At 37.2% G+C, this 21,784-nt stretch carries 19 protein-coding genes; 1 reads left to right on the top strand and 18 read right to left on the bottom strand.

All coding sequences use genetic code 11. From position 1 onward, the window contains the following. Positions 1-115: 115 nt before the first annotated feature. From MKX83_RS10860 to dpaA, 11 genes are all read right to left on the bottom strand, one after another. Positions 116-1,210: a BMP family lipoprotein gene (locus MKX83_RS10860; protein ID WP_095369472.1), complete on the bottom strand. Its 1,095-nt coding sequence runs from the start codon at positions 1,208-1,210 to the stop codon at positions 116-118. Positions 1,211-1,260: 50 nt separating this feature from the next. Continuing rightward, positions 1,261-1,989, bottom strand: coding sequence for a GntR family transcriptional regulator (locus MKX83_RS10855; RefSeq protein ID WP_095369473.1), 729 nt, complete (start codon positions 1,987-1,989; stop codon positions 1,261-1,263). Positions 1,990-2,364: 375 nt separating this feature from the next. Beyond that, positions 2,365-4,701, bottom strand: coding sequence for a DNA translocase FtsK (locus tag MKX83_RS10850; RefSeq protein WP_095369474.1), 2,337 nt, complete (start codon positions 4,699-4,701; stop codon positions 2,365-2,367). Between the two features lie 112 nt (positions 4,702-4,813). Beyond that, complete coding sequence (locus MKX83_RS10845) at positions 4,814-5,026, bottom strand: YlzJ-like family protein (RefSeq protein WP_095369475.1); 213 nt, start codon at positions 5,024-5,026, stop codon at positions 4,814-4,816. Then, positions 5,023-5,745: a ClpP family protease gene (locus tag MKX83_RS10840; RefSeq protein ID WP_233435397.1), complete on the bottom strand. Its 723-nt coding sequence runs from the start codon at positions 5,743-5,745 to the stop codon at positions 5,023-5,025. Before MKX83_RS10840 ends, MKX83_RS10845 begins: the two co-directional genes overlap by 4 nt. Positions 5,746-5,900: 155 nt before the next feature. Continuing rightward, a complete protein-coding gene (locus MKX83_RS10835) occupies positions 5,901-7,565 on the bottom strand; it encodes a ribonuclease J (protein ID WP_218971969.1) in 1,665 nt (554 codons plus the stop codon). A 567-nt stretch (positions 7,566-8,132) separates the two neighbouring features. After that, positions 8,133-9,002 carry a 4-hydroxy-tetrahydrodipicolinate synthase gene (gene dapA, locus MKX83_RS10830; RefSeq protein WP_341055300.1) on the bottom strand — a complete coding sequence of 290 codons (870 nt, stop codon included), beginning with the start codon at positions 9,000-9,002 and terminating at the stop codon, positions 8,133-8,135. A gap of 25 nt (positions 9,003-9,027) precedes the next feature. Further along, complete coding sequence (gene dapG / locus MKX83_RS10825; RefSeq protein WP_307314365.1) at positions 9,028-10,260, bottom strand: aspartate kinase; 1,233 nt, start codon at positions 10,258-10,260, stop codon at positions 9,028-9,030. 24 nt (positions 10,261-10,284) lie between these two features. After that, positions 10,285-11,334, bottom strand: coding sequence for an aspartate-semialdehyde dehydrogenase (asd, locus tag MKX83_RS10820; RefSeq protein WP_095369479.1), 1,050 nt, complete (start codon positions 11,332-11,334; stop codon positions 10,285-10,287). Positions 11,335-11,605: 271 nt separating this feature from the next. Next, complete coding sequence (dpaB, locus tag MKX83_RS10815; RefSeq protein ID WP_095369480.1) at positions 11,606-12,205, bottom strand: dipicolinate synthase subunit B; 600 nt, start codon at positions 12,203-12,205, stop codon at positions 11,606-11,608. Beyond that, entirely contained in the window at positions 12,202-13,104 is a 903-nt protein-coding gene (dpaA, locus tag MKX83_RS10810) for a dipicolinic acid synthetase subunit A (RefSeq protein ID WP_095369481.1), read from the bottom strand. Before dpaA ends, dpaB begins: the two co-directional genes overlap by 4 nt. Before the next feature lie 268 nt (positions 13,105-13,372). On the opposite strand from dpaA, the gene MKX83_RS10805 reads away from it, so the two are divergent. After that, a complete protein-coding gene (locus tag MKX83_RS10805; protein ID WP_341055298.1) occupies positions 13,373-14,032 on the top strand; it encodes a class I SAM-dependent methyltransferase in 660 nt (219 codons plus the stop codon). Positions 14,033-14,104: 72 nt separating this feature from the next. Here MKX83_RS10805 and MKX83_RS10800 read toward each other — a convergent pair whose 3' ends face one another. From MKX83_RS10800 to rbfA, 7 genes are all read right to left on the bottom strand, one after another. After that, positions 14,105-15,340 (bottom strand): M16 family metallopeptidase, encoded by a 1,236-nt coding sequence (locus tag MKX83_RS10800; RefSeq protein ID WP_341055296.1) that lies wholly within the window; start codon positions 15,338-15,340, stop codon positions 14,105-14,107. A gap of 157 nt (positions 15,341-15,497) precedes the next feature. After that, positions 15,498-16,463: a polysaccharide deacetylase family protein gene (locus MKX83_RS10795; protein WP_322909240.1), complete on the bottom strand. Its 966-nt coding sequence runs from the start codon at positions 16,461-16,463 to the stop codon at positions 15,498-15,500. Positions 16,464-16,667: 204 nt separating this feature from the next. After that, the gene (pnp, locus tag MKX83_RS10790) at positions 16,668-18,791 is read right to left on the bottom strand and encodes a polyribonucleotide nucleotidyltransferase (protein WP_095369485.1); all 2,124 of its coding nucleotides are present in this window, start codon (positions 18,789-18,791) and stop codon (positions 16,668-16,670) included. Between the two features lie 201 nt (positions 18,792-18,992). Beyond that, on the bottom strand, positions 18,993-19,262 hold the full coding sequence (gene rpsO / locus MKX83_RS10785) for a 30S ribosomal protein S15 (RefSeq protein WP_095369486.1): 270 nt from the start codon (positions 19,260-19,262) through the stop codon (positions 18,993-18,995). A gap of 126 nt (positions 19,263-19,388) precedes the next feature. Then, positions 19,389-20,336, bottom strand: coding sequence for a bifunctional riboflavin kinase/FAD synthetase (ribF, locus tag MKX83_RS10780; RefSeq protein ID WP_095369487.1), 948 nt, complete (start codon positions 20,334-20,336; stop codon positions 19,389-19,391). An 82-nt stretch (positions 20,337-20,418) separates the two neighbouring features. Further along, positions 20,419-21,336: a tRNA pseudouridine(55) synthase TruB gene (gene truB, locus MKX83_RS10775; RefSeq protein ID WP_341055290.1), complete on the bottom strand. Its 918-nt coding sequence runs from the start codon at positions 21,334-21,336 to the stop codon at positions 20,419-20,421. A gap of 76 nt (positions 21,337-21,412) precedes the next feature. Beyond that, entirely contained in the window at positions 21,413-21,775 is a 363-nt protein-coding gene (rbfA, locus tag MKX83_RS10770) for a 30S ribosome-binding factor RbfA (protein WP_095369489.1), read from the bottom strand. Positions 21,776-21,784 lie beyond the last annotated feature (9 nt).

The following is a 21,784-nucleotide window of genomic DNA, read 5'->3' as shown; positions in this document are numbered from 1 at the left end:
AATTTTAGGCTTATCTTTAAAAACCTAATTGAAAAGGATAATTTGTTATTCTTTTCAATTAACCTTTTAAGTTAAAAAGGAATAAGAGATTTCAAGTCCCTTATTCCTTTCCTCATTACTCTGCTGTAAATGCCTTCGCTTCTTCTACTGATTGAGGAGGAGTAACTTCTCCACTCTTAATTTTTTCAATCCATTCGTTTACTTGTGTTTCAACTTCCGCTTTGGCAGCGAACTCTTCGTTGATTGGTGCCAAAGTCACTCCATCTTCATTTAAACCGTAAACAGTAGTTTCGCCACCAGGGAAGTTCCCATCTTTTGCTTTAGTAGCGATATCTTGTACAGCAACGTCTACACGTTTCATAGCAGATGTAAGGATAATATTATGATCTCCGACTACCCCTTCTGCTGATTGGTCTGCGTCAACACCAATTGCCCAAAGTTCTCTCTCTGGATCTTTTCCTTTTAAGTCACGTGCTTCTTTGAATAATCCATTACCTGTTCCACCAGCCGCATGGAAGATGACATCAATGCCAGAAGCATACATCTTAGAGGCTATTGATTGACCAAGCTCTGCTTTGTCAAATGCACCTGAGTAATTGCTTTCTACTTTAATATCTGGATTTACAGCTCTAACACCTGCAATAAACCCTGCTTCAAAGCGTTCAATAACAGGAAGTTCCATACCGCCGATAAAACCAACTGTATCCCCTTTTGTTGCATTTGCAGCAACGACACCAGCTAAGAAACCTGACTCTTGTTCTTTAAACATAATGCTAGCTACATTATCTGCCTCTACTTCTGAATCAATAATTGAAAATTGGCTATCTTTTTGTTGTTCGGCAATTTCAGCAATCGCATCATGCATCATCGCTCCAACACCAAACACTAAATTGAATTTTTGACGAGTTAAGTTATTTAAATTTGTTGCATAATCAGCATCAGATTGGGATTGAAGGTAAGTGTATCCACCTTTACCTTCTTCTAAGCCATTGTCTTCACCAAAAGCTTTAATCCCTTCCCATGCAGATTGGTTAAATGATTTATCATCTACGCCACCAACATCTGTTACCATTGCAACCGTGAATGACTCTTCTTTGTTGCCTTCTGAACTTGATCCTTTTTCGTTTTCTTCTGAAGAACCACATGCTCCTAAAATGGTACCTGCTGCTAGTGCAAAAGAAAGTACTAATCCAAGTTTACGTTTTTTCATTTTGCTCCCCCTTAAGGAATTGGTTTACATTAGTAGATGAGTATGATTGATTAGTTAATCCGTTTTCTAAGAACATGGAAGCTAAATTTGTCTGCTCTAAAATAGTTAACCGAGAGGAGTAATGGCTCGTCTTGTTCAGTGTAATGCATCTGCTTAAGAACGAGTAGAGCTGTCTCAGGGCTACAATCTAAAATAGGTGAGACCTTCTCGTGATAACCAATCGGTTCAATTTCAGAGACCGCATATGTAATTCTTCTGCCTGTTTTTTCTTCCAAATTTTCAAAAATAGATTCTTTTTCCCAAGAGATAGAGTCTGGAATATGCTTCGCCAACATTTTATCCAAGCAATGAACAACAGGTTCACCATTTGCCGTTCTCACCCGTTCTACTACTAAGATTTCTTCATCTGCTGAACAGGAAAAAAGTCTGATATCTTCCTCACTTGGACATTGCGTCTCTGAGCTAAGGAATATAGTCCCAGGTTGCATACCTGCTTGGGTAATCATATTAGTGATACTATTTAACTGTTCAATTCCTGATGTAAATAATGGCTTTGTATTTACGAACGTGCCGACACCGTGTCTACGAATAATGACATTCTCTTCTTCTAATATCCTTAATGCCTCTCTTAATGTCGCACGACTGACACCTAATTGTTTGGCAAGATCAAATTCTGAAGGTAATTTTTCTCTCTCTTTATAAATTCCTTTATCAATATCTTGCTTCAAACGATCAATTACTTGTAAATACAAATGGCGGCTATCTGACTTAATAGACATGCTGTGCTCCTCCAAATCCAAATCTCAAGACATCAGACCTCTGATGTTCAATCATCTCTACTAATCGAAAATACTATACCATTTTTCTAAATATAAAGAAACATATTTTTCAAAAAATGTCGAAAAAGATAGTGAAAAAAGTGAATATTTTTCACATTTGTTGACTCATAGTTGATGTCTTAAAGAGTTTTGTTTATTTATTTTCCCTTTCGTTATAGGCTTCTTTTGATAAAAATCAAATGCTACTAAAATATTTTAGAAACCTTTTAAAAAAAGAATAGGTCATATTTATAATAAATATTAACCTATTCTTTGTACATACTTTCTTTCAATTGTTGATTAAAGCTGTGTTGCTAAAAAGCGTTAAATATATTTTTAAGAAGATGCCTCATCCATACTTTGGCTGACGAGTACTGTTCTTGGTTTACTTCCCTCATAAGGTCCGACGATTCCTCGCAGCTCCATTTCATCAATTAACCTCGCTGCTCGCGTATAACCGATACGGAACCTCCTTTGCAACATGGAAACAGAGGCTGTTTGCATTTCAATGACAAGCTCAACTGCTTCATCATATAATTTGTCATCAACTTCACTTGCTTGTGAATCTGGTAAATCATCGGGAATCATTTCTTCTTGATATTGCGCTTTTTGCTGACCAATGACAAAATCAACAATTTCTTCTACTTCATCATCCGATAAAAATGCGCCTTGTACCCGAATAGGTTTTGATGCGCCGACTGGCATAAATAACATATCGCCTCTTCCTAATAACTTCTCTGCTCCGCCCATGTCTAAAATCGTCCTTGAATCCGTCATAGAAGAAACAGCAAACGCAATTCTTGATGGAATATTTGCTTTTATCACACCGGTGATGACATCTACTGAAGGACGTTGAGTCGCAATGATTAGATGAATACCAGCTGCCCTAGCCATTTGTGCTAATCTAGTGATTGCATCCTCAACATCCGATGAAGCAACCATCATTAAGTCCGCTAACTCATCAACAATAACAACGATGTAAGGGAGTAGTGGTTGCTTAGCTTCCTCTATTTTATTTTGCCTTTTTATAAATTCATTATAACCTTCTATGTTTCTTGTGCCTGTATGGGAGAATAATTCATATCTTCTCTCCATTTCGCTTACAACCTTTTTCAGTGCTTGAGAAGCTTTTTTGGCATTTGTCACAACAGGCGCTAATAGATGTGGGACGCCATTATATACATTAAGCTCTACCATTTTTGGGTCAATCATCATCAATTTCACTTCATGAGGTTTCGCTCTCATTAAAATACTAGTAATAATGCCATTAATACAAACACTCTTCCCACTTCCTGTCGCTCCAGCGACGAGCAAATGCGGCATTTTATTCAACTCTGCCGTGACAGCTTCGCCAGTAATATCTCTTCCTAAACCGATTAATAGTTTTGAATCATTGCGATCTTTACCTTTAGGTTCAATGACCTCTCTTAAGGAAACCATCGCAACTTCTGAATTCGGTACCTCTATCCCGATAGCTGATTTTCCTGGAATTGGTGCTTCAATTCGGATATCTTTTGCTGCTAAAGCAAGTGCTAAGTCGTCACTTAAACTAACAATTTTACTCACTTTCACACCTACATCAGGATGTACTTCATATTTGGTTACTGCCGGTCCAAGATGAACTTGGGTTACTTTAGCTTTGACACCAAAGCTTTGGAAGGTTCTCTCAAGCTTTGCTGCATTATCATGAATAAGTTTATATTCACCGCTTTGGTCGGTGTGATTAGGTGCCTTTAATAATTTCATTGGTGGTAGTTTATAATCCTTATTTTCCACTTCTGTAAATGTAATCGGTGGTACAGTCTCATCTTGCTGCTCTTCGTCCTCCGGTTGTCTCTCGCTTATCCCTTGTACCGGGACTGTAACATCTTGTTCTTGATCATAAGCATTTTGAGAAAAACTAGAAATAATTGGTTCTTCTGGTGTATTGTCTTTATCCATGTCTTCTGAGCTGTTATGGATTGTTATTGCCCGCTCTTCTTGATTCTCTTTACTTCTTCTCGTACGAGGTTTAGCATTGCGCTTATTCTTTTTACTTACCCAACCTTTTACATCATCAAGAAATGCTAGCCATTGTTTTTTTAGAAATTGAGCAAATGAAATGGTCATATCGCCCATCGCAGGGCCAAAAGTTTTCCCTGTAATTAATATAATTCCTACGATAATCAAGAGGAATGCAATAATTTTTGAGCCAGCTTCATCAAATAAATAATAGAAAACGGCAAACATTAATGCTCCAATCATGCCTCCACCTAAATCTGAAGTGCTGGCTTGATTTGTCACCTCACCCCAATAGAGACGCCATGTATTCATGATTACACTTGGGTCGGTAAATGCTCCCCCATTTGAAAGTAATTCAAATAACGTTACATGACTTAATAAAAGAAGTGCACTAATGATGAAGTACATGCCCACTAATTTCATATGAAAGAGATCAGGTCTCTCCCTTTTCCACATTAGAAATCCTGCATAAATCACTAATCCAATTAAACAAAGCATGTACCATTCGCCGGTAAAAAACCTGAAAAAAAGTACGATTGCTCCACCTACTGCCCCTAATTTCGCTATAGCAATCACTGCTAATGCGAGCATCACTAGAGCAGTTAATTCATATTTTAAAGTTTGTCTCACTTGTTGCTTTTTTCGCGTTTTACGCTTCTTTTTTTTCGCCATTTTATCACCTGATTTATAAGTACTTGAATGATGCATGAAAGAAGAGAGCAGCCTTTTAGTGGCTGCTCTACGTTTGTTCATTTATTATAGCATAATTTCATCCATCTTTTACTTAACTGAGGGTGATTTTTACTCCAGGTCCAATATTTTCATTCATGAAATCATTTGGGTCCGTACTCATTACTTGGATTACACGATATTCAGAACCACTAGTTAATTCCACTAGTAACGGGATACCTTCAAAGTTAACCACTTTTTGTTTCGCATATTCAGATGGTTCAGCTTGGTATATCCATTCACTTGGCATGGCTGTATATAATATCATTGCACAAGCCCCTCCTGATGTTCATTGTTTTCAATTAACTCCTCAAGTTTTTTTAATGCTGGGCCAATACCACCTACTTCATTAATCAAACCAAATTCAACAGCATCAGCACCAATCACATTCGTTCCAATATCTCTTGTCAAATTTCCTTTAGCAAACATTAAGTCTTTAAACTTCTCTTCAGTAATCTGTGAGTGTTTTGTTACAAAGTTAATGACGCGTTCTTGCATTTTATCTAAATACTCAAAAGTTTGTGGCACCCCAATTACTAAGCCGGTTAACCGAATGGGGTGAATGGTCATCGTTGCTGATTCAGCAATATAGGCATAATCACAAGATACGGCTATAGGTACACCTATTGAGTGTCCACCACCTAACACGATTGAAACTGTAGGTTTCGACAATGATGCTAACATTTCAGCAAGCGCTAATCCTGCTTCTACATCTCCACCTACAGTATTTAATATTACTAACAAACCTTCTATTTTTGGATTTTGCTCAATGGCTACAATCTGAGGGATAAGATGTTCATATTTTGTTGTCTTATTTTGTGGCGGTAGTTGTAAATGCCCTTCTATTTGTCCAACGATAGTCAAACAGTGAATTTTGGAATCTTGAGATAGTTGCGGTACATTTGTTTGACCTAATTGCTGTATCTTTTCCATTAAAGGCGATTGTTTATCTTCTTTAGGTTGTTGCTCTTGATCATTCCCATTCATTTCAAAATCCATAAGACTTCTCCCTTCAAACTTTTATATATTTAGTATGAACAGGGATGGGATTTTCATTCTACTAATGCTTTTAGAAACGAAGATATCTATTATCGAAATAAAAATATAAGCAGGCAACCACGAATACGTAATTGCCTGCTTTTTTAGGACTCCATAATTATCGGTAAGATCATCGGACGACGTTTTGTTTTATCAAATAAGAACTGATTGAGACCTTCTCTCATATCTTGTTTGATACCTGACCAGTCAAAAGCTTCTTTCGATAGTTTGGCTTCAACAATTTCTTTTACCAATTTGCTTGCTTCTGCAAGTAATTCTTCAGATTCTCTAACATAAACAAAGCCTCTTGTAATAATTTCTGGTCCTGCTGAAATGATTTTTTGTTTTTTGTTTAACGTAACAACCACAAGTAATATCCCATCTTGAGATAATAACTTACGATCTCTAAGGACAATATTACCAACATCACCTACACCACTGCCATCAATTAATACATGTCCGGTTGGGATTTTCCCCACATTTTTCATGGTTCCTTTTGCTATTTCATATAATTCTCCCTTTTCAGGAATAAAAATAGCTTCACTTTCCATACCAGTCGACTCAGCTACTTTTGCATGTGCCTTTAACATCCTATATTCTCCATGAACAGGAAAGAAATATCTCGGATTCATTAAATTAATCATGAATTTAAGCTCTTCTTTGCTACCATGACTAGATGTATTAAAACTCCCTTTACCTGAGACCACATGTGCTCCGCCCCTGAACAATACATCAACTGTTTTTGATAAATAAACTTCCGAACCTCTCAAAGGAGAAGCAAAGAATATCACATAATCTCCAGATTGAATATGCACTTGACGGTGAGAGTTTTTCGCCATCTTATACAGCGCATCAATTGGCTCTCCTTGCGTACCTGTCACTAAATAAATGATTTCTTCATCTGCCAAGTTTTTCACATCGTTCATAGAAACCATTACGTCTTCATAAATATCCAAAAACCCTAATCTGATGGCAATATCATATATTTTTTGCAAACTTCTTCCTACTATTGCTACTTTTCGGTTAGTCTGTTTCGCAGCGTCAAATACTTGTTGAATCCTAATTAACTCAGACGCAAATGTAGCTACTACGACTCTCCCTTTTGCTTGATAAAAATGCTTCACTAAATCATCTAATACTTCAGCTTCAGATTTTGTGTAGCCCGGCTTTTCTGCTTCTGTACTATCAGATAATAAGCACAAAACGCCATTTTCTCCGATTTTAGCCATTTTTCCAATTTCGGCTTTATAAAGTGGGCCAGCCGCTTGGTCAAATTTAAAATCCCCAGTGTAGACGATACTGCCTTGTGAGGTATGAATACATACCCCAACACTGTCTGGGATGCTATGATTTGTTTTAAAAAATGAAATTTCACAATGATCAAAGTGTAGTTCAGTATCACTATGTATTTCCACTAGTTTAGCTTTCCCTTTAAATCCTTGCTCTTTCATTTTTGCTTTTGCTAACGCAATCGTAAGCTTAGTTCCGTATACCGGGGCCTCAATTTGACGAAGCAAATAAGATAAAGCTCCAATATGGTCTTCATGTCCGTGGGTTAAAAATACTCCTTGCACACGATCTTTTTGTTGAATAAGATAGGTGAAATCTGGAATAACCGTATCAATTCCAAGCATTTCATTCTCTGGAAGCATTAAACCTGCATCGATTACGAATAAATCCTCATCAACTTCGATTATGTACATATTCTTTCCTAATTCACCAACTCCACCTAGTGCTGCTAACTTGATGCTTTCGTTCTGTCTTTTCACTTATGTATCCTCCTATAGTTCATTCACCCGATCAAAATCAGTTATTCCCATTATACTTTAACTAAGAAAATAATAACAACCAAATTTATGCATTTTTGCGGTTATTAAGCAATTTATCCTGTTAAATTAAGTAATTAAACACTTTAGTAATTAAAGAAGACGGCACAATAAAGGATAATTTTACTTTAGCAAATACTCTCCTCAAAAAGTGATACCTAATATCAAGTTTTTAATAATTCAGTTAGTCTTGCTTTTAAAAAAGAGAACGTAAAAGACTCAAGAAACGTGTAAACTTCCTTCATCCAGATTGATATATTGGGTTTGGATTTAACAAGGACTAAATAGTAGTAATCAAAGATTTAAATATCTCTAGTTCAGCTAGTATGTGAAAACTTCTCCAAGGATAGCTGCACTACTTATGTTTGCTCAATATATTTTAGATTTGTGTGAAATATACGAAGAGCCCCCTTTTTACTCCACTATCCAGTGTAAATATGTTATGGCATCACAAAAAAAATCTGAACAATTCAAACCCTAAGGTGGGAATGAACGTTCAGATTTTTTTGCTTATTTTTTAATAATGGCAATCAGTGTAGCTCTTTCTTGTTCAGAAAGTGGTACCATTGGTAAACGCACCGAACCGACATCAAGGCCTTTGACCTGCAAAGCGGTTTTAACTGGTACAGGACTTGGCGCTGCAAACATCGCTTCCATTATTGGTAGTAAGGATTGGTGCAATTTTGCAGCCTCTTGATAGTGTCCATCTAAAAATGCTTGCACCATTTCTTGAATTTCAGAGCCGATTATATGTGAGGCCACTGATACAACACCTGCTCCACCAATGGATAAGACTGGTAAAGCGATACCATCGTCGCCACTATATAACAAGAAATCGTCATCTGTTTCAGCGATAATCTTCGTCATTGCATTAAGATCACCACTCGCTTCTTTTACAGAGACAATATTTTTAATCTTGGATAGTTCAATAATTGTTTCAGGTGCAATATTAACAGATGATCGACCTGGAATATTATATAACATAACAGGTAAATCTGTACTTGCTGCGATCGCTTTAAAATGTTCATATAAGCCAGCTTGGTTTGGCTTATTGTAATAAGGAGCGACTAACATGATGGCATCTACACCAATTTCTGCTGCTTTTTTCGTTAATTCAATGGATGAGTAAGTATTATTGCTACCTGTACCGGCAATAACTGGCACGCGTCCATCCGTTACCTTCACTACATGTTTAAACAAAGCTAGCTTTTCTTCTTTCGTTAACGTAGGTGATTCGCCTGTTGTCCCAGCAACAACAAGAGAATCTGTCCCATTCTCAATCAAATGATTGATCAACTGAGTTGTCTTTGCAAAATCAATATGCCCATTGATATCGAATGGCGTAACCATTGCTGTTGAAACTCTTCCGAATAAAACCATTTTTACACCTCTTTTTAATAATCACTTATATCATTTCTACTTGATCTTTTTCTAAATGAAAGGCATCATGGAGTGCATTGACTGCTTTCGGCAAATCTTCTTGTTCAACTAAAACCCAAATAGTCGTATGGCTATCTGCTGATTGCATAATTCTAATGCCTTGTTCCGAAAGTGCTGTTACAATTTTAGAGGCAACACCAGGTACACCTTGCATACCTGCACCGACAACTGAAACTTTCGCACAGCCTCTTTCCACTTTTGGTTCATGACCTAATCCATTTAAAATTTGTATCGCTTTATCGGTCATTTCTTCGGTCACTGTATAGGTTACTCCATGTGGATAAATATTAATGAAATCAACGCTAATGCCTTCTTTAGCCATTGCCTTAAAAACCTCTGATTGTAGGTCATACTGATTTTCTTTAGCAACCACTTTAATTTGCGTAATATTCGCTACATGTGCAATCCCGGTAACCGGCCTTTCTTTTATATCTGTTCCTCTACTTTGTTTCGTAACAGCCGTAACTAGCGTCCCTAAACCGTCTGTATAAGTGGAACGGATACGAATGGGAATTTTTGATTGCATCGCGATTTCAACTGCTCGTGGATGAATAACCTTTGCACCTTGATAAGCCATATTGCAAACTTCCGTATAAGTTACGACATCCAAAGAACGTGCATTCTGTGCAATCCGCGGATCAGCTGTCATAATCCCTTCAACATCTGTGAATATATCAATCCACTCTGCATTAAGGGCAGAACCTAGCGCAGCTGCTGAAGTATCACTACCGCCACGTCCAATCGTCGTTGTATCACCGTTTCTAGCTGATCCTTGAAAGCCTGCAACGACAACAACATCATGTAATTCTAACTCGTTTTTTAAACGTTCACATTTCATATCAATAATTTTCGCATTCATATGATCATGATTTGTACGAAAACCAGCTTGCGCACCTGTTAATGCGGTCGCCGTTAGCTCATTTTCTAAAAGCATATTCGTAAATACAACACTTGAAATAACTTCTCCACAAGATAGTAATAAATCTGTTTCACGTTTATTGATTTTGGCAAGGGGCGCACCAACAAGTGATAATAACGTGTCTGTTGCATAAGGGTCTCCCTTTCTTCCCATTGCAGAAACAACAACTACCACTTTGAACCCTTCCTGAACGGCATTTTTAATATGCCTTAATGCATGACTCCTGCCTTCTTCATTTTTTACCGATGTACCGCCAAATTTTTGAACGACGATTTTCATCTTAACACCTCGAGTAATTGCAATTTATTTCACTAACTTTAATTTAACAAGACTTTCTGCGATTTGTACAGAATTCCAGGCTGCACCTTTTAGTAGATTATCAGAAACGACCCACATATGGAACCCTTTTGGCTCATCTAAGTCATTGCGAATCCGACCGACGAACACTTCTGATTTACCAACACAATCTGCTGGCATTGGATAAATTTGCTGTTCAGGGTCATCTTGTAGTTCTATACCTGGTGCGGTACTTAACAAAGCTTTTATATCCTTTGCGTTAATGCCTTCCTGATCAATCTCAAAATACACAGATTCAGAATGACCAGTTCCTACGGGTAGACGAACACAAGTCGCAGCGACTGGTAAAGAAGGCAGATGCATAATTTTTTTCGTTTCATTAATCATTTTCATTTCTTCAAATGTATAACCGTTATCAACAAATTTATCTATTTGAGGAATGGCGTTAAAAGCGATTTGATAATGCTTTTTATCACCCTTTACTGGCAATACTTCAGGCGTGTATGCTTGATTATCTAGGATCGCTCTTGTTTGCTCTTGCAATTCATCAATAGCTGCTTGCCCTGAGCCAGAGACTGCTTGATAAGTGGAGACAATCACTTTATTTAAACCAAATGCTTTTCTAATCGGTTCAAGCGCTACAACCATTTGAATGGTTGAACAATTGGGATTGGCAATGATGCCATTATGGTTATGCAAGTCTTCTTCATTTACTTCAGGTACGATGAGTGGAGTATTTTCATCCATACGGAATGCACTCGTATTATCAACCACAATTGCTCCTCTCTTTACCGCTTCTGGAGCTAATTGTTTGGATACACTTCCCCCTGCACTAAACAAGGCAATATCTACACCTTCAAAACTATCAGGTGTAGCTTCTTCTACAGTATATTCCTTACCGTTATATTGAATCTTCTTCCCAGCTGAGCGAGACGAAGATAATACTTTCAACGTTGATATCGGAAAAGCACGCTCTTCCAATGTTTTTAACATTTGTTCACCTACTGCTCCTGTTGCTCCTACTACAGCTACATGGAAGTCTTTTTTCTCTGTCATAACCATTTCTCCTTCCGGCCAACATAATGATTGATATTTTTTAGTTTACCTTTCAGCTAACAAACAAGTGAGCGACTATCTTTCAGTCGTATTTCAGCTATGAGAGCGAGCTAGAGATAGTATACTAAGATTATTTTATATTTTATCATATTCCCGCATTAAAAAATAAAATTTTATGAGAAAACATGGCTTATCGCCAAGTCTACTGGCGAAAGCCGTCGTCTGCTAAATATTCATGAGTTAACAAAAGGAACTATGATAAATCTCGAACTTAGTTACCATCTTTGTATCTTTCTACAATGACTGGCTGAATCTGTTCACCATTTATTGCTTTCACTATTGTATCAGATAATGCGGTCATACGGGCGACCATTGAGTTCGGTTTCTTCACCGGGTCATCTTGCCCAAATGGGATAAAATAAATATTTTTTGTTGACATTAAACGCATGAGATTTGTGCCATTTAAGCCAAGTGCATCATTAGTCGATATACCTAGTACAACTGGTTTTTCGTTCCTTAATGTTGCTTTGGCAGCCATAAGCACTGGAGAATCTGTCATAGCATTTGCAAATTTACTCATGGAGTTTCCTGTTAATGGGGCAACAACCATGCAATCTAATGGGATTTTCGGACCTAATGGTTCTGCTTTTACAATAGAATCGATGACTTTATTCCCAGTCACTTCTTCTATTCTTTTAATCCAATCTTCTCCATCGCCAAATCTTGTCACCGTGTTTTGAACTGTAAAAGTCACGACTGGTATTACTTCAGCTCCTGCCCCGACTAACTTCTCTATTTCCGGAAAAACGGCATCATATGTGCAATGCGACCCAGTTAACCCGAATCCTATTTTTTTCCCTTTTAAATTCATGATTGTTTATCCTCCCTTTCATCAAAATTAGCCAAAATCAATTGTGAAAGAACATTAGCTAAAATACGTCCCGCTGTTTTTGGTGCAACGATTCCTGGAAGGCCAGGTGCTAATAGTGCTTTGACCCCGCGTTTCTCTGCGTACCTAAAGTCCGTACCACCCGGTTTAGAAGCTAAATCAATAATGAGCGTATGAACTGGCATTTTCGCTATTACTGACGCCACCACGACTTGTACGGGAATTGTATTAATGCATATATCTGTATCCACAACGGCTTCTTCAATATCACTCAAATGAAAAGGCGTAAGACCCATTTCAGTTATTCTCGCTATATGCTCGCTTTTTCTAGCTCCTACTTTCACTTTAGCTCCTAAAGCATGAAATGCACGAGCTATACTCATACCTGTTCTTCCTAGTCCTAATACAGTCACATTTGATCCGTGAATTGTAAAATCAGTATGTTGAATGGCCATCATTAATGCACCTTCAACAGTGGGGATTGAATTGTATATTGCGACATCATCACGATTAAATAATTGAACAACTTCACGATCTGCTTTGGTTGAAATTTCTTGAAGATAAGGAGGATTAATACCAGAATAAATTTTACAATGTTGCGGTGTTTTCTTTAAAATTTCTTCATTTATTGTAATTTTTTCATTAGAGAAAATTGTATCAATCTGTCCATCCACCCCAGCCCCAGGCACTGGCAATATAATGGCGTCAATGCATGTAAAGTCAACTTCATCTAACTTCTCCTTTACTGCACCAGAAAAAGCGTGGTCAAGCTGTTCAAAACCAACTAAATATAATTTTGCATCCAATTCTGTCAGCTTACGAATGACCTCAAGCTGCCTTGCATCTCCGCCGATCACTGCAATTTGTAATCCTGTCAGCATGCAACACTCACCTTCTTTTAAAGAACTTTTTATGTTCTTTTACTCAATTACTTCAACATCTTATGTAGAAATGACCTATTCGGTGAGTTCTCTAACAAAGAATAGACTCTAAGTTTGAACCTTAGTTGTGAAGAGAAGATTGATAAAGAATGAAGGACGAAACTCCTTACTTTTAAAAAACACTTTAAATAAGAAAAGTTATTAAATAGTGAGGTAGCGACTCATCTTTATTCACATACAATAAAATGCTAAGTGAGGAGGAAATAAAATGAAAAACATAACAGATTCTAGGTTTATTACAACTGACGATCCGAAATCTCAGCAGTTTATCTTCCAGTTACCTAAGGAATGGGAAACAAGACCCTATGAGTATGAATGGGCAAAAAATTTTGCAGACAAAAATGAAATTGTTCTCGATGCAGCCTGTGGATTGGGGCATCCCTTAAAATTTTATCTAAGTGAGATATGCAAACACACTTTTGCCTGTGATATCGATGAGAGATTATTAGACAGTAAAGCCATTTTGTTAGATATGAAGGAAACATATACACATGACGACATACAAGAAGGAAATGTACAGCGATTGTTAAACAACTTATCTATGAATTGCTGTTCCTTAACTGATTTACCATACAGTGGGCAACTATTTGATAAAATCTTCTGTATTTCCGTTATTGAACATTTAAGTATTGAGGATATATATAAAAGCCTTGTAGAGTTTAAACGTGTATTAAAAGAGGATGGACTTATTATTTTAACATGTGATTATCCTACCATCGATCTAGACATGTTCAATCGTATGATTCACGAAGCTGGATTAACCTTTTTTGATCATGTGACCTTCACCCGACCTTCTAATGTCCTCACATCAACTATATGGGGAGAATTAAGTTGTTTTCGTGCGGTTTTAAAAAAGAACAAAGGCTAAAGAAAATATAATTTTTATAATAAAAAAAGAACAATTTCCTATCTTAACAAACGGGAAATTGTTCTCTTTTATTTATAGCCCTTGAGGTAATTCACCATCTGGACTAATTAAGGCTAATGAGTAGTCATCTGTAAAGATCTTTTTCGCCATTTCATTGACTTCATCCATTGATACTTCATCAATTTCTTCAATAATTTTATCTAATGTACGATGAGATCCAAGCAATAGTTCATTTTTGCCGTTACGGCTCATGCGACTATTTGTACTTTCTAAACTTAGCATTAAACCACCTTTTAATTGCTCTTTACTATTGACTAATTCTTTTTCTGTTATTCCGTTTCGTTTTAAAACGTCTAATGTGTTCTGAATCGTTTCGTAAAGAACATTCATTTGTTTCGCACCGGTACCGCCATATATTGTAACCAGGCCACTATCTTTAAAAGAAGAGTGATAAGAAAACACAGAGTAAGCGAGCCCCTTATCTTCCCTAACATCTTGGAATAAGCGACTACTCATGCTACCACCAAGAATATTATTTAGAACGATCAACTGATACATATCATCATGACCGACTGGAAGTCCGTTAAACCCTAAACAAAGATGCGCTTGTTCCGTTTCTTTCTTTCTGGCGATCTTATTATTGTGAAAAGTAGGTACTGTTTCGTTTACTGCCGGACTACCACCTGTATATGTACCAAAATGCGACTCAACTTCTTTAATAAATGATTCAGGCACATTACCTGCAATGGAGATGACAACATTCTCAGGTATATAGTGATTATGCATATAGTCTCTTAATGTGTCCCCGTTAAACGTTTCTAGTGTTTCTTCCGTTCCGAGTATAGGGTACCCCAATGAATGACTTTCATATACACCCTTGCTTAAAACATCATGGACAATATCATCCGGTGTATCTTCATACATTTTAATTTCTTCGTAGACAACATTTTTCTCTTTTTTCAACTCTTCGTTATCGAAGGAAGAGTTGAAAAACATATCTGCTAGTACATCTAACGCAAATGAGGCGTGAGTATCCAGTACTTTTGCGTAATAGCATGTATATTCCTTTGATGTGAAAGCGTTCACTTGTCCACCAATACTATCAAAAGACTCCGCTATTTCTCTAGCTGTTTTTGACTCTGTACCTTTAAAAATCATATGTTCAAGAAAGTGGGAAATCCCATTATTCTCTTTATCTTCATTTCTTGATCCTGTTCCAATCCAAACGCCAATGGCAACAGAGCGGACAGTCGGAATATTTTCTAATACGATTCTTGTTCCATTTTTGCAAGTATATCTTTTAATCAAGCATGCTCCTCCTGTTCTGTTTGCAAGCTGTCTTTTTTCCGAATGATACGAAATGCTTTTCAAAATAACTGTTTATCATTCATTAGAAAAAAAGACTCATGATGGTAGAATAACATAAGTGTATCTATTGTTGCTATTTTTTGCAAAATCTCGCTTGTTATTTTTTCGGCTTTTCGTGTGATCCGATTCTTTCCTCTGATAATAAAGATGTCACTGTCCCAATTTGTAAGTCTTTGTCTTTAATCCCTACAATCATTCTGTCCAGTGCATTTGCTGTTGATTCTGTTGGATGCATTAAGACCATTGAACCATTTTCTACTTTATTGACTACACGATTAATAATCGTTTCAGGTGATGGTTTTTGCCAATCTATCGTATCGACAGTCCACATCACAGTAAGTAGTCCTTGCCCATTAGCAATGTTGACGGTTTGATTACGATAACTACCACTTGGGGGGGCAAACCATTTCACCTTTTGTTCAGTCGTCGCCTCTATGACTTCGTTAGTTTTCGCAATTTCTTCTTTCGTTTTTTGATCAGAAGCAACTTTCAAATCAGGATGCGTATAAGAATGATTGCCAATTTCGTGCCCTGCGGCAACAATCATTTTTGCTAAATCAGGGTTATTTTGCGTCCATCTTCCTTCTAAAAAAAACGTTGCTTTTACATTATGTTTCTTTAATGTTTCCAACATTTTAGGAAGATACTCATTTCCCCAAGCTACATTAATTAATAAACTAACCATCGGCTTGTCTGGATGGCCCTTATAAATCGGTGAAGGTTCTAAATCTTCTAGATGGATTTTTGGTTTTACTTCGGAAAATACGAGTTTCTCTTTATCAAAGGACCCGTCCTTTTTCATCTTTTTATAAGATGCATTCACATCAACCTTTAGTCCATTTAATCCTGGAATCGCCTTCCATACTCTATCTATAACAGCATCCTTGGCAGGTACTTCAAACGTCTTCGCTTGCTCCTTTATTTCTATTAAAAGCGGATCATCTACTTTACTTACCGATATGCTTTCATTCAGGGCTAAAGACATATATTGATCTGTTAACGGGTTCGCAACGATTAAAAATCCACTAATGACTATTACCAGCGTGTATCCAATTTTTCTCATAACACCAGCCTCCCTCTTCATTAAAATATGTTAAAGGAGGACAAGGTAGAACAGTTTAACTATTTGATAAAGCGCTTACATAATAACAATCCCTTTGACAAGTAAAAGAAACAAGCCAAGGGCTCACAAAAAACATCATCATTTTATATTCTAACAAAAAAAGAAAGAAAAAAATCAGGGGACAACCCTGACTTTCTTACAAGTTTATTTATTCTCAGCTTTTTCTTTTTGTTCACGCTGCTCTTTTAATACAGCTTTACGAGAAAGGTTCACTCTACCTTGTTTATCGATTTCCGTCACTTTTACAAGGACTTCATCACCTATTGAAAGCACATCTTCGACTTTTCCTACCCGCTCTTCAGCTAGTTCAGAAATATGAACAAGTCCATCTTTCCCATTAAAGATTTCTACGAAAGCACCAAATTTCTCTATGCGCTTCACTTTACCCAAATACATTTGTCCAACTTCTACTTCACGAACGATATCTTCAATGATTTTCTTCGCTTTTTGGTTCATCGCTTCATCGACTGAAGAAATAAATACTGTACCATCTTGTTCGATATCAATTTTTACGCCCGTTTCTTCAATGATTTTATTGATTTGTTTTCCACTTGGTCCAATAACATCACGGATTTTATCTGGGTTAATTGACATCATTAAGATTTTCGGTGCATATTGTGAAAGCTCTTTATTAGGTTCAGCAATTGTTGCTAGCATAGAATCAAGAATCTGCATTCTACCGATTTTTGCTTGTTGTAATGCCTCTTCTAAAATTTCTCTAGAAAGACCATCGATTTTAATATCCATTTGTAGTGCTGTAACGCCTTTACTTGTACCTGCTACTTTAAAGTCCATATCACCTAAGTGATCTTCCATTCCTTGAATATCGGTTAGAATAGAGTAATAATCACCTGATTTGATAAGACCCATCGCAATACCAGCAACTGGCGCTTTAATTGGTACCCCAGCGTCCATCATTGCTAAAGTACTTGCACAGATACTTGCTTGTGAGGTGGAACCATTAGATTCCAACACTTCAGAAACAAGTCGAATCGTATAAGGAAAATCCTTTTCTGATGGAATAATTGGTTCTAAAGCTCTTTCTCCTAAAGCACCGTGTCCGATTTCACGACGACCAGGTCCTCTCATCGGGCCAGTTTCACCAACACTGAAATTAGGAAAATTATAATGATGCATAAAACGTTTTTCTTCTTCAATGCCAAGACCATCTAAAATTTGTACATCACCAAGCGCACCTAATGTACAAATGCTCAACGCTTGTGTTTGACCACGTGTAAACAGTCCTGATCCATGTGTACGTGGAAGTAAATCAATCTCAGATGACAGCGGACGAATTTCCTCTAGTCCACGCCCATCAGGTCTTACTTTATCTTCAGTAATTAAGCGGCGTACTTCTTGTTTAACAATTTTATCAAGTACTTGCTTTACTTGTTTAAGATAGTCATCATCAACTTCTTGCTCTTCAAAATGGGTGATCACTTTATCTTTGACAACTTTAATGGCCGCTTCTCTAGCATGTTTTTCTTGAACTTGAATAGCAGGAATCATATCCGCTTCACACATAGCGCGCACAGTTGCATTAATCTCTTCATCGACTTGATAAAGTGTAACTTCCATCTTGTCTTTACCAATTTCTTCAGCAATCTTCTCTTGGAAGGCAATTAATCGTTTTATCTCATCATGACCAAACATAATTGCTTCAAGCATCGTTTCTTCAGGAACTTCTTCTGCCCCTGCTTCTACCATGTTGATCGCATCTTTCGTACCAGCAACGACTAAATGAATATCACTTTTTTCTGTTTGTTCTACAGAAGGGTTAATGATAAATTCATTGTCAACTCTGCCAACAGTTACACCTGCAATTGGACCGGCAAACGGAATATCAGAAACACTTAATGCAAGAGATGACCCAAACATTGCCGCCATTTCCGAAGAACAATCTTGGTCGACACTCATAACCATACTGACAACTTGAACATCATTGCGGAAACCGTCCGGGAAAAGTGGTCGAATTGGTCTATCAATTAATCGGCTAGCTAGAATGGCTCTTTCACTTGGACGGCCTTCACGTTTAATAAAGCCGCCAGGTATTTTACCGACTGCGTATAATCTTTCCTCATAGTTCACAGTAAGTGGAAAGAAATCTAAGTTCTTCGGTTCTTTTGATGCCGTTGCTGTACTTAGTACAGCTGTATCACCATAGCGAACCAATACAGCACCGTTTGCTTGCTTTGCTAATTGTCCAATTTCAACAGACAACTTGCGTCCAGCCCAATCTATGCTGTAGATATGCTTATCTTGTCCCATATTTGTACCCCTCTCTACCATTTCACTTACAAAATCATATATACTAAAGCAAAATGCCATGACATATTTTCATCATTAATACTATTATGCACACTTTTTCAAATATATAAAATAACAAAATTTTATGTAGAATAGCGTTTTTAGGCTAATAAAAAAGCGGGAAAAAATCCCGCTTCTTCAAATAAGAAGACAAGCTTCTTATTATCGACGTAAACCAAGCTTATTGATTAACTCACGGTAACGTTGTACATCTTTGTTACGAAGGTAAGTTAATAGGTTACGACGTTTACCTACCATTTTTAATAGACCACGACGAGAGTGGTGATCTTTCTTATGAGTACGTAAATGTTCGTTCAAATTGTTGATTTCTTCTGTAAGGACAGCGATTTGAACTTCTGGAGATCCAGTATCATTTTCATGAGTTTTGTACTCACTGATAAGTTCATTTTTACGTTCTTTAGTGATTGCCATCCGATTCACCTCCTAAAATTTCAATCCCCTGTTACTGAGCAAGCGTCGGTGACTCGACTTGCCAAGCAAAGGTTCATCAATCAATACGTTTATAAGAATACAACTTTTTTAGACAAAATGCAAGAATTAACCGTTGTTTTTTGCAAAATAATCGAGTGTTGCTTGCTTATCTTTAGCAATTTGCTCTATTAAAGCTTCAATTCCATTAAACTTTCGTTCATCTCTAATATGTTGATGCCACTCTACTTCAACCTCTTCACCATATATATCTTGATCGAAATCAAAAATATGAACTTCAATAGAAGGGGTCTTTAAGTCATCATGGAAAGTTGGCTTATAGCCTAAATTACAGACCCCTTTACGCCATTTTCCTTGAACAAAAATTCTTACAGCGTAAACACCTGTAGGCGGGGTGATGAAATCTTCGCTAACAGCAACGTTTGCTGTTGGAAAACCTAATTGTCTCCCTCTTTGATCACCTTGCACGACCGGACCACTAACTGTATAGTATCTTCCCAAAAGCGGAGGGATTTTTTCAACGCTCCCCTCTTTTAAGTAAGACCTAATAAGCGAGGAACTAATCTTGGCATTATCTCTTTTTAATTGTGGAATCGTGGTTGTAGAGAAATACCCTTTAGCATGTGTCTTTATCGTATCCATAGTGCCTTTTCCGAATTTACCATACGTATAATCAAATCCAGCAGATACATGTGATACATTTAAATCAATAATATACTGATCGATAAAAGCTTCTGGATCTAGATTAGCAAATGCTTTAGAAAAGTGCACAATAAATAAATAATCAATGCCTAACTGTGCAACAATCTTAATTTTCTCATTTATCGGTGTGATGTATCTAATTTGTTCTTGTGGATCACCTAATACAGCTGATGGATGAGGATCAAATGTCATTACGGCACTTTTCAACCCTAGTTCAGCTGCCTTCTCCTTTGCATTTTGCATCACTTTCTGGTGACCAAGATGAACACCGTCGAAAAAGCCCAATGCCATTGAAAGAGGTGGCCAGCTATCTTTAGTATGGTTATGTGGATGTACTATTTTTATAACTTCCATGATCATTCACCTTTTTATATTGTTTAAACATGAAGATAGGCATAGAACGTCTACTTTATGTTAAAGAACGTTTACCTTTACCCTATTCACCTATGTATAGAACTTTAGTTGGCTTTATTATACCTGGTTTATCAGGATGATGGATATACAGGGCTAACGCTTGATTGTTCACAGTCTCCATTACAATAGGACCAGATACACTCTCAAGTTCTTCGGGAGTAGGAAGAACTGCGCCATTCTTCACTTTCATTGCTACTTTATCATTTATTTGATATTTCGGCAAATAGCTAATCCCCCATTCTAAAGGTTTGAGCACATCAGCTATTCTTCCCTCGTTCATCACTTCCTCCACTTGTGGTAATGTCAAACAATCCTCAATAGTAAAGTCTGCAGACCGGATGCGAGTTAAATCAGACATATGGGCAGGATAACCAAGAAGTTCACCCATCATAACTGCTAATGTTCTAATATATGTTCCTTTTCCACATGCAACACGAAAACGAAAAGTAATCCGTTCCCCATTATATACTTCCTGCTCATTTAGCAAGGTGATACGATCAATGCGCACTTTTCTACTTGGCCGCTCCACTTCTTGCCCTAGTCGTGCATATTCATAAAGTCTTTTACCATTCACTTTAACAGCAGAATACAGGGGTGGTGTTTGGACAATCTCTCCAGTTAATTGCTGGAACACCGCGATAATCTCTTCTCGAGTAATCGGTTTATCCACCTTCTTCTCTTCAACCACTTCACCTGAGGCATCTTCTGTCGTTGTAGAGAAACCTATTGTGACCTCTCCTTCATACTCTTTACCTGCATCCGTAATATATTCGGCAACCTTCGTAGCACGTCCAATACAAATAGGTAATACGCCAGTTACCTCAGGGTCCAATGTTCCTGTGTGACCCACCTTTTTCGTTCTTAGAATCTTGCGTAACTTGAATACACAGTCATGAGAAGTCATTCCTTTTGGCTTTAATAAAGGTAATATTCCTTCCATTTTGTACGCCCCCTTTCAAATTCAAATTAAGGTGAAATAAATACGGATAGACAAACGTCTATCCGCCAATCATTATTTATTCCTTATCTTTGGATTGACCGTCATCTTGAATTTGATGAAGGAGTGTTTCAATACGATTACCGTAATCGATTGATTCGTCAAACTCAAAAGTGATTTCAGGGGTTTTTCTCAAACGTATTCTCTGACCAATTTCAGAACGGATAAACCCTTTAGCTTTAGCCAATCCTCTCAATGTATCTTCTCTTTGCTCTTCATTACCGAGAACAGAAATATAGACAGTAGCTTGTTGTAAATCACCTGTCACATGAACGTCTGTTACTGTTACAAATCCCACTCGTGGATCTTTAATTTTTCGACCGATAATTTCTCCGAGCTCTTTTTTCATTTGCTCGCCAACTCTATTTGATCTTAGGCTCAATTGTTACAC

Origin of the sequence: Cytobacillus sp. FSL M8-0252 (assembly GCF_038007345.1) — a bacterium.
GTDB lineage: Bacteria > Bacillota > Bacilli > Bacillales > Cytobacillaceae > Cytobacillus > Cytobacillus kochii.
This window is presented reverse-complemented; position numbering and strand designations above follow the sequence as displayed.

Bases quoted from the DNA above. Each gene is read 5' to 3' on its own strand.
- MKX83_RS10860 (WP_095369472.1), bottom strand. From the start codon at position 1,210: ATGAAAAAACGTAAACTTGGATTAGTACTTTCTTTTGCACTAGCAGCA.
- MKX83_RS10855 (WP_095369473.1), bottom strand. From the start codon at position 1,989: ATGTCTATTAAGTCAGATAGCCGCCATTTGTATTTACAAGTAATTGAT.
- MKX83_RS10850 (WP_095369474.1), bottom strand. From the start codon at position 4,701: ATGGCGAAAAAAAAGAAGCGTAAAACGCGAAAAAAGCAACAAGTGAGA.
- MKX83_RS10845 (WP_095369475.1), bottom strand. From the start codon at position 5,026: ATGATATTATATACAGCCATGCCAAGTGAATGGATATACCAAGCTGAA.
- MKX83_RS10840 (WP_233435397.1), bottom strand. From the start codon at position 5,745: ATGAATGGGAATGATCAAGAGCAACAACCTAAAGAAGATAAACAATCG.
- dapA (WP_341055300.1), bottom strand. From the start codon at position 9,002: ATGGTTTTATTCGGAAGAGTTTCAACAGCAATGGTTACGCCATTCGAT.
- dapG (WP_307314365.1), bottom strand. From the start codon at position 10,260: ATGAAAATCGTCGTTCAAAAATTTGGCGGTACATCGGTAAAAAATGAA.
- asd (WP_095369479.1), bottom strand. From the start codon at position 11,334: ATGACAGAGAAAAAAGACTTCCATGTAGCTGTAGTAGGAGCAACAGGA.
- dpaB (WP_095369480.1), bottom strand. From the start codon at position 12,205: ATGAATTTAAAAGGGAAAAAAATAGGATTCGGGTTAACTGGGTCGCAT.
- dpaA (WP_095369481.1), bottom strand. From the start codon at position 13,104: ATGCTGACAGGATTACAAATTGCAGTGATCGGCGGAGATGCAAGGCAG.
- MKX83_RS10805 (WP_341055298.1), top strand. From the start codon at position 13,373: ATGAAAAACATAACAGATTCTAGGTTTATTACAACTGACGATCCGAAA.
- MKX83_RS10795 (WP_322909240.1), bottom strand. From the start codon at position 16,463: ATGAGAAAAATTGGATACACGCTGGTAATAGTCATTAGTGGATTTTTA.
- pnp (WP_095369485.1), bottom strand. From the start codon at position 18,791: ATGGGACAAGATAAGCATATCTACAGCATAGATTGGGCTGGACGCAAG.
- rpsO (WP_095369486.1), bottom strand. From the start codon at position 19,262: ATGGCAATCACTAAAGAACGTAAAAATGAACTTATCAGTGAGTACAAA.
- ribF (WP_095369487.1), bottom strand. From the start codon at position 20,336: ATGGAAGTTATAAAAATAGTACATCCACATAACCATACTAAAGATAGC.
- truB (WP_341055290.1), bottom strand. From the start codon at position 21,336: ATGGAAGGAATATTACCTTTATTAAAGCCAAAAGGAATGACTTCTCAT.